Origin of the sequence: Clostridium sp. USBA 49 (genome assembly GCF_900167505.1) — a bacterium.
GTDB classification, from domain to species: domain Bacteria; phylum Bacillota; class Clostridia; order Clostridiales; family Clostridiaceae; genus Clostridium_AT; species Clostridium_AT prolinivorans.
This window is the reverse complement of record NZ_FUYD01000018.1, coordinates 18,315-31,334: the sequence shown is the minus strand read 5'-3', so window position 1 is coordinate 31,334 and position 13,020 is coordinate 18,315. Positions and strand designations below refer to the sequence as shown.

Annotated in this window: 16 protein-coding genes; 1 reads left to right on the top strand and 15 read right to left on the bottom strand. The window is 45.4% G+C overall.

The window, feature by feature from the left end; translation table 11 throughout:
- Positions 1–277, top strand: a 277-nt coding sequence (locus tag B5D11_RS11915) for an ATP-binding protein (protein ID WP_180377015.1), incomplete at its 5' end; no start/stop codon positions are given.
- A 36-nt stretch (positions 278–313) separates the two neighbouring features.
- Here B5D11_RS11915 and B5D11_RS11910 read toward each other — a convergent pair.
- The 15 genes from B5D11_RS11910 to B5D11_RS11840 form a co-directional block, all read right to left on the bottom strand.
- A complete protein-coding gene (locus B5D11_RS11910; protein WP_242942289.1) occupies positions 314–1,105 on the bottom strand; it encodes a peptidoglycan recognition protein family protein in 792 nt (263 codons plus the stop codon).
- Positions 1,102–1,521 carry a phage holin family protein gene (locus B5D11_RS11905; RefSeq protein WP_028306864.1) on the bottom strand — a complete coding sequence of 140 codons (420 nt, stop codon included), beginning with the start codon at positions 1,519–1,521 and terminating at the stop codon, positions 1,102–1,104. The genes B5D11_RS11910 and B5D11_RS11905 overlap by 4 nt, the downstream gene beginning before the upstream one ends.
- 87 nt (positions 1,522–1,608) lie before the next feature.
- Positions 1,609–4,077 carry a glycosyl hydrolase family 18 protein gene (locus B5D11_RS11900; RefSeq protein ID WP_078683239.1) on the bottom strand — a complete coding sequence of 823 codons (2,469 nt, stop codon included), beginning with the start codon at positions 4,075–4,077 and terminating at the stop codon, positions 1,609–1,611.
- On the bottom strand, positions 4,074–4,649 hold the full coding sequence (locus tag B5D11_RS11895) for a hypothetical protein (RefSeq protein WP_078683238.1): 576 nt from the start codon (positions 4,647–4,649) through the stop codon (positions 4,074–4,076). The genes B5D11_RS11900 and B5D11_RS11895 overlap by 4 nt, the downstream gene beginning before the upstream one ends.
- Before the next feature lie 9 nt (positions 4,650–4,658).
- On the bottom strand, positions 4,659–4,853 hold the full coding sequence (locus tag B5D11_RS12870) for a hypothetical protein (protein ID WP_078683237.1): 195 nt from the start codon (positions 4,851–4,853) through the stop codon (positions 4,659–4,661).
- 10 nt (positions 4,854–4,863) lie between these two features.
- On the bottom strand, positions 4,864–7,386 hold the full coding sequence (locus B5D11_RS11885; protein WP_078683236.1) for a phage tail spike protein: 2,523 nt from the start codon (positions 7,384–7,386) through the stop codon (positions 4,864–4,866).
- Between the two features lie 4 nt (positions 7,387–7,390).
- The gene (locus B5D11_RS11880) at positions 7,391–8,164 is read right to left on the bottom strand and encodes a distal tail protein Dit (RefSeq protein WP_078683235.1); all 774 of its coding nucleotides are present in this window, start codon (positions 8,162–8,164) and stop codon (positions 7,391–7,393) included.
- A 13-nt stretch (positions 8,165–8,177) separates the two neighbouring features.
- Positions 8,178–10,364 carry a phage tail protein gene (locus tag B5D11_RS11875; protein ID WP_078683234.1) on the bottom strand — a complete coding sequence of 729 codons (2,187 nt, stop codon included), beginning with the start codon at positions 10,362–10,364 and terminating at the stop codon, positions 8,178–8,180.
- A gap of 26 nt (positions 10,365–10,390) precedes the next feature.
- Complete coding sequence (locus tag B5D11_RS13045) at positions 10,391–10,582, bottom strand: hypothetical protein (RefSeq protein ID WP_078683233.1); 192 nt, start codon at positions 10,580–10,582, stop codon at positions 10,391–10,393.
- On the bottom strand, positions 10,579–10,962 hold the full coding sequence (locus B5D11_RS11865; protein WP_078683240.1) for a hypothetical protein: 384 nt from the start codon (positions 10,960–10,962) through the stop codon (positions 10,579–10,581). The genes B5D11_RS13045 and B5D11_RS11865 overlap by 4 nt, the downstream gene beginning before the upstream one ends.
- On the bottom strand, positions 10,962–11,561 hold the full coding sequence (locus B5D11_RS11860; RefSeq protein WP_013782353.1) for a major tail protein: 600 nt from the start codon (positions 11,559–11,561) through the stop codon (positions 10,962–10,964). Before B5D11_RS11860 ends, B5D11_RS11865 begins: the two co-directional genes overlap by 1 nt.
- A 5-nt stretch (positions 11,562–11,566) precedes the next feature.
- Positions 11,567–11,911, bottom strand: coding sequence for a hypothetical protein (locus tag B5D11_RS11855; protein ID WP_013782354.1), 345 nt, complete (start codon positions 11,909–11,911; stop codon positions 11,567–11,569).
- Entirely contained in the window at positions 11,908–12,339 is a 432-nt protein-coding gene (locus B5D11_RS11850) for an HK97 gp10 family phage protein (protein WP_004400081.1), read from the bottom strand. Before B5D11_RS11850 ends, B5D11_RS11855 begins: the two co-directional genes overlap by 4 nt.
- A gap of 16 nt (positions 12,340–12,355) precedes the next feature.
- On the bottom strand, positions 12,356–12,691 hold the full coding sequence (locus B5D11_RS11845; RefSeq protein WP_028992640.1) for a head-tail adaptor protein: 336 nt from the start codon (positions 12,689–12,691) through the stop codon (positions 12,356–12,358).
- A gap of 2 nt (positions 12,692–12,693) precedes the next feature.
- The gene (locus tag B5D11_RS11840) at positions 12,694–13,002 is read right to left on the bottom strand and encodes a head-tail connector protein (protein WP_028992639.1); all 309 of its coding nucleotides are present in this window, start codon (positions 13,000–13,002) and stop codon (positions 12,694–12,696) included.
- Positions 13,003–13,020 lie beyond the last annotated feature (18 nt).

Here is a 13,020-nt window from a genome sequence, read left to right as displayed (position 1 = left end):
TTTTAGCAAGTATAAGCTTCTAATAATAGATGAATTAGGTTATTTACCAATAGATAAGGAAGATTCTAAGTTGTTTTTTCAACTTATTGATATGAGATATGAAAAAAAGAGTACGATATTAACAACTAATATAAATTTTAATGCTTGGGATGATGTTTTCTATGATCCAGTTATTGCAAATGCTATCTTAGATAGGATTTTACACCATGCTCATGTTGTTTCTATTAATGGAAAATCATATCGCTTAAAAGATCATTTTAAACAAGAGGATGAGTAAAAAAGCTACATTCTTAAATGATCAAAAAGTTACATTTTAATCTTGACATTTATAACCGCCGGATTTCTTAACCTTTTTGCCAAGCAAAACACATTCTTTGCCGCCTTTTATGACCGGCTTGCCTTTGTATAAAGTCTGTGTGACCCTGTGGTAATAGTCATTTTTGACCCACGTTGGAACTTCCACACTGCCGGGGTAGTAATTCTTTACACTGACTTTAAACTCCACCATATCTCCAATTCCAATATCAGTATTGATATCTGTACTGTTCTCCAGCGCTTTTTTTACTGCTTTACGGAAAGTGTCCATATTCTCCCCATGCTTGGGAAACCAGTGCATCACATCAGCATGGTTGCTGGCAATACCGAGCTTATATCCTTCCGAGTGGCAGATGATGTCATTCTCATTAAGACCGTACTTCTTGCAGAGCATAACGCAGAGTTCAACAGCATTCTGCCACGCTTTACGGAAATAATCTTCCTGCTTTGCTGCATCATAACCCACCATTACCGACCCGGATTTATACGAAAACCCAGCAGGCTCACAGATTTCAAAGCCAATATGGGTATTGTTGGCTGCTCCTCCCGCATGCCACCCGCGATGATCCCAAGGCAGGTATTGCCAAACCTCTTTATCGTCTACAAAAGCGTGAACACATACCTGCCTATTTATTTCGCCGGCCTTGTAAGATTTGTTCCAACGGGAAAACCACTCAGCCGCCATTACACCCGGCACAGCCGTCGAATGTACCATGATTCCTTTAGGCGTGATTTTGCGGCCTGCTGTATAGCAATCGTTTCGCGTCATGTATTTAGTAAAAAGCTTCATTTCTTTTCATCCTCCTCATTTGAGCGATCATGCAGTTGTTCCAATGCGTTCTTCAGCTTTTCAGGAATGGGCAGTCCTATATGTGCTGCATTCTCAAGAATTGAAATTCCCTCGTTACTCAGGTAAAAGAAAATCACCGCTGTCCGGATTGCCCCGCCATTGCCGAGCACCTGGCTGTCGATGATGTGTCCTACTCCTACAAGTACAAAAATAAGCACTTTCTTAAAGATGCCCTTGGCCCCGACTTCACTCGAAAGCTTTCTGTCTACAACGGCACACATCACTCCGGTCACATAGTCAATGGCTACAAAAGCGATGAGTGCATATAAAAATCCATCCAGCCCTCCAAGAAACCAGCCAAGAAATCCGCCAATAGCAGTAAAAACCGCCTGTACCCAGTTCCATACTGTTTTCATTGTCTTAAACCTCCGTTCAACTTGAGTTTTGCATATAAAAAAGCGCCCTGCCTTAAAGCAAAGCGCTGAATAAATAAAACTTCTAAACTATATTTGCTTCGGAAGCGCCTCCCACAGCCGCATATCCTCCTGCCCAAGAGACCAGATAGCTATACCTCGCAGTTTCCATCGATAAGCCGCTTCGTTTGCCCAGTAAACAAGGCTGTCTGCATCCTGATAATACAGAATAGAAAAACCATCTGCATCTCCGAGGAAGAGACGGGATATCCAGATATTGATGTCTTTCGGTATAATCTTTACTTCATAGTCATTACCGCAAGAAAGAGCCAAAAGTTGTGAGTGGAAGAAGTCATAGTCCATCGAAATGTCCTCACTGCGAGTTATCGATTCCTCCACATCGTTATTTACTGAAAACACCTGAAATTCATCATCCCACGTGACACCAGTGCGAGCAAGCCTGCCAAAGCTGGTTATAGTTCCATCCGGGAGTTCCACATCAAAACGCTCGTATGGTTCATATACCCACGCATCGCCCAGTCTCAGTAGCTCGCATACCGTCCGGTTGTCCGAGCTGTACCCTGCATAACCACTACCACCGTTTACATTCACTGTGAAACGCAGGGTTGAAGCTGCACCAGAATATACTCTTACCTTATTGCCGCGTTTTCGCATCTCTATAGTATACATATTCGGATTAGCACGAAGATCGGCATCTACAGTTTTTGAGAAACTGGTGGAATAGCTACCAAGCAAGGAATTACCTTGATAAAGCTCGACTCTTTGCGTGTCATAGTTTAAGCAGCAGAAAATATCCCCAAGGAACACCCCAGCCCGTCCACTGCTATTTTGAGGGAAAGCCAGCCTTGCCCGGATATGGATGTCGGAAAACCCGTCGTATTTCCATGCAAGTTTGCCATATCCCTCGAGTTGGGAATATGGGCGGCTTTCTGTGCTGTTTGGATCTTGCCAAACATCCCATTCGCCGTCCAACACAGTCCAGTAATTTTCAGGCAGGATGTTCCTGTCCCGAAAATCCTCATACCAAATAAGCGCCGAGTCGGGTTTTCTTCGCAACATTTCAAAGGTCAGTTTAAAACCTCGATCCGGCTCAACCATCACACCATTTACATCCTTGAACCGACGAGGAGAGAGCATAAAGCTGGCTTCACCGGCAAAGGGATACTCCGAAAATCCACTGCAAACCCTAAAACCGTAAAACTGGACTCCCGGCACACCACCGCTTATGCTGACAGCATGCGTTCCCTCTTGGAGAAATACACCTTTTGCAAGTGTCAACCAGCAAACTCTTCTCCAGTATGGCCACCATAAACGGTTCTCGCTGAAAGTCTTTGATTCACCATCAAGGGAAACGATAATCGCATTTTTGTCCCAGTAAGGAAAGCAAAGCTGTACTGCAATATCGTAATATCCCGCTTCTCTTATCTCAAAACGGTACTCTGCTGACGCCTGGTCATCTCCAAGTGAGGCCATCTCATCAGTAATAATGACATTTCCTTCGTATTCATCCGGAACTCCGTTCCTGTCAATATAAATGGTTCCGAACTCCGCTTTCTGCTCCTTGCCATAGCTTGTCAAATATCTTCGCCTGTTATAAACCCCTTTTAGCAGCGGATATTCCCAGGATACAGCATCCCATCCTTCCATATAATCATATACATGAGGAAGAGCCCAAGGTACTTTGTTATAGTCATCCCAGTAAGCCACAATTGGAATAAACGGCTGGGGCGGTGCATCGCCTGTGAAATTGTAAACCCCAGTCATCCAGTATTTTGCCGCATAGTAGGTATTAGACACCCCTCGATAGGTTATTCCAAGGTTTTCAGGTGTATCATGAATCCTCCAGTTCCAGCCATAAGCAGGCAACCCCATGAATATCTTATCGGGTGACATAACGGAAACAGCATAATCATATATGCCCTCAAGCCAGTCACGAGGAGATACTGGGCCGGGAGCAGAGCCCGCCCATGCCATGCCATAGCTCATGATGGCGGCGGTATCGCAATAGTCGTTAAGATCGGCATAAACACACCAGTTTTCACCGCCCACCGAGCCTTGAACGCCGGTCATACCCGGCAGGCAGATGTTGACAAGCTTTGTTGCATCATAAGACTTAACTGTATTATATATATCCCTAAATAAAGCATTCGCCGCATCCTTGTTTTCATAACCTCCACCGCGCTCAAGGTCAATATCTACCCCAGCGCACCATGGATACTTGTTCATGATTCGGATGATTTCAGTGAGAAACTTATCCTTTGCACCGTTTTCGTTGTTGCGAAGTGCAGTAAAAATATTGGCTATTCCATGATTCATAATAGTGAGCAGCCACTTAATGTGCGGCCATTTCTGAATATACGGAAGCATGCTGCTGATGCTGGTACCGGTTTCAGTGATTGTGCCTGTTTCGTCAACCTCAAAAGTAAAAATGCCTACCGTATCAAAGCGGTCGCCGTAGTCTCTAAGTGCTTCATACATTCGGGCATTTCCCATAAAACTCCACACCATGCACCGCTTACCTTTTAAATAATCCCTCACAACCGGTCACCGCCTTCCTGCATCTCCTGAAATTCAAAGAGCACCCGCGCCGATTTTCTCTCTTCCAGCTTCACCATATGTTTGCTATCCCATGCCGCAGAGTATTGATAAAATCCATCCTTACGAGTAGGGCTTCCGTTTTTAAGGCATTGGCGGGTGGAAGCCTTGAGCGCCAGCTCATCGCCTGCATTAACCGGGTCAAGAAACTTTACCTTATGCGCGCCCATACCTTGGGATATTTCAATACTTCCTGCGGCCATATCCTGTATAGGATAGATATAGCAGTCAAGACCAGCAGAAGTTTTACCCAGGTTGAATAAAATTACAGTCTCCGCTGTTCGCACCACACCGTTATAATGCCGGGGCGGAACTGGCTGCCCGTTTTCCTGCATTTTCGTTAGCATTTTGCTCGTGTGGACGGTATAGCCTGTCAACTGATCTCCATCCTGAAGCTGCAGGTCGGTGAAATAGATTGTTCCGGTGCAGTCGGAAATCTTGAGTGTCACAGTTACGCCCACCACATGTTTATTGCTTTTTAGTTGTATGGTTTCTGTAAATCTTGAAAACTGCATCCATTTCACCTACCCGTCTAATGTCCACTGAATTTCGCATACATGCCCGATCCATCCAGTGGAAACCGAACCGCCCTGAAGCAATAAGTCTGTAAAGTACACTGTGCCGGTGCAGTCAGTGACGCACAGCCTGATGGTGATAGATTTGACTCTGCTGATACTTTTGGGAGAAATACTGTGTGCAGTCTGATTGAAATATGCCATATCATCACCCTCAAATCAGGTCTATAAATCTTGTTTCTGTTGTACCGTCCTCGTATTCAATGACTATCTCAACACCAACTTGGCCGTTTTCACCCTTTTCAAGGTTTTCTGAAGCAATCTGCGCTGAAAATGTATAGCTTTTACGTGTTGCTGGGTATACCGTCTGTGACAGACTCTTTGTCATACCAGGTACACCAACAGCCTTGAAGGAAGCAGTTCCCGAAACACCATTCTCAGTATCCACTTCAAATCCGGAATTGACCCAGTAGGCAAAACCATCATCCGCTCTGGAATTGCGCAGATGGTTGAATGGTACCATATCTTTAATTTCCTGACGGTTTATCAACTCTGCTGAGGACAGCGCATCCGCTGCCTTGTCCCACTGTGCTGAAGAATCGCCGAGTTCCCGCAGTTTAGTTGAAAGCTCAATCACTGTTTTCCAAGGCTCCTGCAAGTTATACTGCCTACGCACAACACGTGTCTTTACCAAAAGGCCTAGTTCTTTATCGTCCACTGTAACAATATCACCCAGTTTCCATGCTTCGTGCTCATAACCGGTTAGCGCAGATAAATCCATTGCAGACAGTACATAAGAAACGCGAGGCTTCGAATATTCTGCAAGCCGCATTTTTGCATATTCCAGCATCTGATACGGATTTGTAAACGACGAACAATCAAGCGTCGACACCCTCACTTCACTGGAAAAAGTGTAATCTTCCACGTATTCCTTACCTCCGTTAATCGAAGCGAAGGTCATTCCGTCCTTTCCATAAGCATATAACCTTGTCACTAATTCGCGTGTATCGACTACCCGCTGAATACTTTTCAAATTCTTTCTATATGAAAAAAGCGCTCCGCTGTCGGTACCGCTAAAAGTCAAAAGGTGTACCTGGCGGTTGGCGCTGTCAAACACCAGATCGCCGCCATAAATATTCTGTACGGTGCGAAGGATGGATAAGGCATTTTTTTCTGTACACTGCCATGTCCGTTTCGTAGTGACAGTAACATTTCCTACTGTCCAGCCTGTACCCAAAAGTGCATATTGCATCGGAACATCTGCAGTATCCGCATTGAAGTCCATAGGTTCTTTTTCCGCACTGAAAGACAGATCGTAAAACACCGCTTCAGCATATACTTGCGTGATAACACGCCCATCTTCGCCTTTATTGTCCGTTAAGGTTCGGATCCGGTAAATGTCATTTACGATTTGCACTTGTTTTTCATTTTCCAGTGTGCTTCTTTTTGGATCATGGAACGGAAGCTTGAATTCCAGCGTATCCGCACCGTTCACTTCACCAGTGACAATGATATCAAAAGCATTTTCAAGAACAGCTTCCCATGCTCCGTTTTTATCCAAAACCACAGGACGGGCAAAGCCTAATTTCTCATAGGGCGCTTTCGGTATATCATGAAGCTGTATTTCCAGAAGTTTTGGCGTCTTCAACGGATCGCTACTGGTAAGGGTAACACGGAACCTTATATATTGCCGATTTGGCGATTGAAGTTCACCGCTGGTTCCCACAGCCTGCCATGCAGACCATTCTTCAAGATCATCGCTTGTGCTGGTCTCTACTAGAGACACTGAAGTAACACCTGCAGTATATTCGCTTGTCACAGCTACACGACCGCTGCCCGATAATGCACATGGAACCGCCCTTGTATAAAGTACGCCACTTGCAGGATACTCGCCATCTGTTGCTTTAAGGGTGACTGCGCCAGGCTCTGCCAAAGCATCTACATCCGAAGCCGCATCCCCACCGTTTGCATGTAAAGACGACTTAAAATACAACAGCAAATCGTCTACTGTAAGCTGTGAGTCCGTTTCCAGAAACCAGTCATCAAAGCCTCCGGCATAGTAGTAGGTATTTGCATGCATCCCCATAATAATGTTTGCAATACACTCCCGGTTCAGTTCTCCGGAAAAGGAACGCACAGGCGACACCCAGGTTGCCCCGTCGCTGCGATCGCATATGATGTTCTGTACCTTTTTGTTGCTTACTTCAATGATGGAGGCGATAAAGTACCAGCCGCCGTTTTTTAAGGTAATGGTAGCTGTTTCACTCTGGTCGTAGATTAGTGTGCCGGAGGAGTTATACAACATCAGCCTAAGTCTTCCTTGATAAAGTGAAACATAAAAAATTGGCTGACCAGGTCCTTGGCGGGTATTGAATATGGGTATATATGTCTGGCCGACCGAATAGGTGGTAGGATTAATCCAACCGCCTACAACAATCTTTTCGCCCAGATTGCTAAAGAAACTCCCATCATTTTCTGCTATAAGATGGGTCTTTTCAGAAGTCGGATTAACAATATTTTGCCTAAAGTATCTTCCGAATCTTCCAGCAATAAGGTTTGCTGATGTCCCTGACCAGCCGGAGATGGTAAAATGTCTGCCATGCCCCGATGAGTCCATAAGCTGCAGATTTTCGTCTGGTGTTTTTTCATTAAATCGCCATAAAGCAGACGTCCTTGATGTTACAGGAAACTCACCGGTAAAATCCTCTTGGCTCGTTAGAATTGATTTTATCGCCATGTTATCACCTCCATCTGCTTTTTGCCTGTATTTTTAACTCAGTAAAGGTCGCGTTTTCTGCAGCAATCTCAATATGATTAACACCTTTCCTGAGAATTGGAAAATTCAGATCCTGCAGGCTGGGAAGACCATTTCTCAAGGTTCCGCCTGTTTCATCAATAACCTTAGCTGTTACCATGCCGGAGTCGACAATCAGAGTTTCACCTTCAGATAATAAGCCAACAATTCTCAATTCCTCGCCGTTCGTAATAAGCGAAATATAGCTTGATGAGGACGTTGATATCAAACCCTTCAAGAGATAAACCGGATTGGAATCCGCATTTCCTTTAACCCTCTCCAGCTCATGCAGACCTGTTTCAGAAAGAACAAATACCTCATCTTCCAACGCATAAGCATATGGTTCGGGACAAACAAACCGAAGTTCAAAGCTGCCCGCTGTCCGCAATATCCGCTCACAGTCAACCGCTTCTGATAAGCGAGCCATAAAATATCGGTCGGGCAAATCATCTAGAACAAGTTGTTTAAGCCCGTTTTCCGGATTTAACCATTCAGCAACATTATCAAGAACCGATACAAGATCGGCAAAACTGCGCTGGGGAAGCACACTACAGCTAATTATTATGTTTCGTTCTGATATATCGCAGCCAAAATCTGCAATACCTGCTTTGCCCGGCACAGTTTCAAAGGAATTGCGCAGGGCAGGGGAGACCTGCCATTTGGTAAGTCTTGCTCGTATTTTCATACTTTGCGACGATATTCCATTGTAGATAAATCCCATATGCTTCCCTCCATTATGCTGTTATAAAACGTCCCTGCGCCCTTGAACCTGTCTGCATCAGGTTATATAACTCCTGTGAAATCCTACGTATGTCTTCTTCACCACGAACAATCATCTGCTGCACCACAACAAGCGGCCCAGAAGCTAAACCGCTAAATCCACCTCGTCCACTTACATTAATGTCAGGAGATATATTAAAATCTGTCGGCACTGCATTTTGCATATCGTCCGCCACTCTGGCCATAGCCTTGTCAAATCCCTCACCAATACCCAGTGCCATATTGCCGCCAATACCTTCAAAAACAGTGGACGGAGATCTGATTCCAAGAAAATTCTTTACTCCATCAACAATACCGGAAAAGAAACCGGAAACCTTATCCTTAATCCAGCTACCAAGGCTCTTAATACCTTCCCATATGCCTTTTACAATGTTCTTACCGATCTCAACCACCGAAACAACCGCCTTACCCAAACCTTCAATTATAGCCGCAATAATCTGAGGTAAGGACTTTACTAATTCTGGAATGGCTTTCACAAGCCCGGCAGCAAGCTGTACTATAAGCGTAATTCCTAATTCTATGATCTTCGGCATGTTGTTCGTCACAAATTCAATGATTGTTGTAATTATCCTCGGCAGTGCTTCAATTAGTTCTGGCAATGCATTTAAAAGTCCCTGCGCCAGTCCCTGAATCAATGTAAAAGCAGCTTCAAGGATTTTGTCCATATTATCCAGCAGCCCTTGCACAATGGTGATCACTGCTTGAACTGCTGCTGGAATTAGCTCCGGTAATGCTTCTCCAAGCCCCATTACCAACGCTGTGATTAGCTGCACCGCTGCATCAATGAGTAAAGGTAGGTTATCAATGAGTGCTCTGACAATGGTCATGACTGCATCTACTGCTGCTGGAATCAGCTCCGGCAGCAGGCTCAAGAGAGTTTGAAGCACCTGAGAGAACAATTCAGTTACAGTTTGCAACAGCACGGGAAGCAGATCTTTGACTGCTGAGATAATCGCACCGGTTGCCTCCGGCAGAGCGGCCACTATATTTTCCAAAACCGGTATGATATTTTTAACTACAGCCTGAAAGGCATCCACAAGATTTTGTGTTAGGTTCGTCATATCAGCGTTCGCATTGCCAAGTCCTGCTATAAACGAACTTAGAGAGGCTTGTAAAAGACCAATAGAACCGCTGATGGTCTGGGTAGACTCTCTTGCGAAGTTGCCAGCATACTGTTCGGTTTTTTCAAAAAACATCTGCATGGCGATCTCGGCCTTTTCGGCATTGGTTGCGCTATTCCAGGCAAAGTCCAGCCCTTTTGCAAGAGCATAAGCTTCGATGGTAGTGGCGTTCATGGCGACACCCAGATTATCCATCATGGTGAAGTTACCCTTGGCTGCGCCAGCGATGGATTCCATGGCAGTCTGCATGTCAATGCCCATAACCGAAGCCATATCTGCCGCCCGTTGCATGGCCTTCTCAGTAAGCTCCAGACTTTTTTGCTGATCGACACCAGCACCCTGAAACAGTGCTCCCATTTTGTTGGCAGTTGCAAGGTACTCGGATTGGGACAAGCCTAGGTTCTTGTAAGCTTCTTCTCCTGTTTTCTGGATACGTTCAGCATATTCTCCAAACACGGCTTCAGAACCGCCGAGGTTTTGCTCAAGCTCTCCGAACTGCTGCACGACCTCTTTTCCCAGCTTGATGGCAGCAGCTCCCGCTGCGGCCGCTGCAGCACCCATAGCCGCGCTAACACCTTTAAGAACGCTGCCCAGCTTCTCAAATTTCGAGCTGGATTTTTCGGCATTGTCGCCACTTTCCTTCAATTCGTCCCCAAGCTCGTCTGCACTTTCAGCAGACTGTTCGAGTTCGCGCTCCATTTTGTTCAGTTCGGCTTTGGCGTTATTAAGCTGTATTTGCCAAGACTGAGTACGCCGATCGGTTTCTCCGAAAGAAGAGGCGGCATTGGCAAGGGCTTTCTCCAAAGTAGCTATTTTTTCTTTCTGCAATTCGATCTCTTTATTCAGCACCTTGTTTCTTGCAGTAACAGCTTCAACTGATTTATCTTGTTTATCAAACTGAGATGCAACAAGGTTCATTTCGCTGCCTAGTACCTTAAAGCTTTGATTAATCTCACGAATGGCGTTCTTAAATTCCTTTTCGCCTTCAATCCCGATCTTCAAGCCAAAATTGTCTGCCATATAACCGCCTCCTTTCCTGCAAAATTTTAAATTCCATAAGGTATCACATCATCAATGGTCATCATACGCTTCGGTTTAGACAGTCCTAAAAACTGTCTATGGCACTCCCATAAATCAAGCAGGTATCCAATTGGCATGAGCCATACTTCTTCCTCTGAACGATTAAGCTGAACAGTGCCGTAATATAAAAGCCGAGTGAACAATTCCTCATCGCTCACTCGGCCGGTGTGTTTTTTAAATCATCTTCACTTTCAACATTTCTTTTGGTTCCCTTGAACATTGCCTCCATGATAGCGTCTTTATATGCTGCCAGTTCCAAGGGAGATGTGATAAGTTCCACTGTCTCTTCAGTCAGGAGTTCACGCTTATCCTGATTTTTGAGGTTGTGTATCAAAATGCTCTGGTTAGCCAGCAGTGTAATCAGCCATACCACTTCGTCAAGAGCCATCTCGAAGTTCTCGGTTTTCATCATTTTTGTGCCGAGTTTTTCAAGACCGCCATATCTTTTTGCAATCTCCTTTGTCGCTTTAGTGGTTAGTATAAGCTGATATTCTTCATCACCGATTTTGATAGTCGCGCTTCTGTCATTATCCTGCATCATTCACTGCCTCCTCCCACAGCAAATACCGGCTCATAAACTTCCGTATACCAGCCGGTAATAGTTTCAGGCGATACACCGGGATCGTCTTCGCTGACCTCTGCCTTCCAAGGGTGCTTTCCCTGGCCATCTGGTTTGTTACGTCTCATGACTGTCCCTTCAATGGTGGGTGTCGAAAAGGTAATGCTGTCGCCCTTCGTCTGCAGATTTGTCGCCGGGATGCCGAATTTTACCCTATAAAGCCAAAAATACCTGTACTTGCCGTTAGCTTTCTTGGCCCTAAAGCCGATTGCCACAGGAGCGCCACCATCCTCACTGGCAGAAATCAGCACCTTATTGTCATCAAGGGTGGCTCCCGTCAAAACCTCAGCAGCGTCTACTCCGATATCTGCAACACCAAGAGTCAGGGTACCGCTTTGAAATTCCTTGACCACTTCTGCCGCCCCGTCATCGGCATAAAGTGTCGCCTCTGCCAGCTCCACAGAAAGTTCTGCCGTAATAGCCTTAGCCAGCGGAACAGGCGTGTCGTATGTCTCTTCTCCGTTTTCATTCTCGGTTATTTTGGCATAATATAACCTGTCCAGTCCGATTGTGGCCATGTTTTTCATTCCTCCTTTACTTCATACTCTTTTGCCACATCAATGGCATAGTGGTGATAGCCGGTATCGTCCTCATGGCCTATATACCGCCTGTCGGTAATGGTAAAGCCCGCTTGGAGCAATGTGTTCACTATTTCGTTTTTACGTACAGTGTAGTTTCCCTTTATAAATAAAGACAACCTTACCTCCTGGGTTTCTACCTGAGGCCGGTTGTCTGCAAAAACTTCAAATGTATCTGTCATAGGAGTAATGACAAGGTACTCATCTGGCGGTACACCGCTAAATACCCCGGTTTCAATGGGGATACCCAAACCATCCAATAACGAGTTTAATTCTGACAATATGCTCATATACGACCCAGCTCCTGTTCCAGTCTTGACTTCATTACTTCGATGCAGGACTTCCTTGTAGCTGATTTTGCCGGTTTCAAAAAGGGCCTTGGAGGCTGCCCGGACTTGCCGTACTCAATAATATTAGCAATCTTCGCATTGCTTTCCCCATCCTTCCTTGGTTCAGTAAAGCCGATTTTTATGTTGTGGTTTCCATCCCTGTCCTGTTTGGCAGGAGAAAGTCCCAAAGCATTTACCAATTCACCGGTTGCTCTGGACGGATATTTAGTGCCGCTCCCGATAACTGACTGAAGATTGGACTTTACTTTTGAAAGAACCACTTCCCCGCCTGCTTCCAGCACCTTAGGTATGATTTCGTCTGTTCTTTCTCCAAGTCTGGATAACTTGAGCAAGAACTGTTCCGGCATTTTAACTTCCACCTTAGCCACGTTGCAGCCCCTCCTTTTATGCTTTGCTTGATTTCACCTTTTCCGCAAGCACCTCAATATACATTCCACGTCCTTTTACATCCTCAACACTTATAATGTTGTACCTGCCATCGCTGCAAACGAGTACAAGATCTGTGGTAACTTCCAGGTTAGGTATCCTACGGAAGCGGAACAGGGCAGACGCCTGCGAAAACGCCGCCCTGTTTGCCCATTTTTCACTGCCATGCCTATCTTCCTTGTATGCCCTTACCGAAGCAAGAATGACATCACCTTTTTCAGTAAAACCCTCACTATCCTTAACCGGCTTGACTGAGATAATGTCCACGAAAGTTTTCATTTTCCCAAGGCCCATATTTACACCTTCCAATCCCGGTCGAGCCGCAGCAATAGATTAACTGTATTCCATACCTGCTGTCCAGCCTGCACACTATCCCCAAAAAAGCCAGCCGTCGAGCCATCCCTGCTTTCATAAAAATGACTCGACAGCATAATGACAGCCTGCTCAGTAGTAGGCGGCATGGGGTTTTCGGTATAATATCCTTCCGGCTTTTTCTGGTAACTTTCCGCATAGGCCACTGCGGCTTTGATATACTCTTGTAAAAGTGCGTCATCTTCGCTGTGCTGCAATATGAGGTTTGCTTTAACCTTCTCCAAAAGTTCCATGCCGCAGCACCTCCGTTT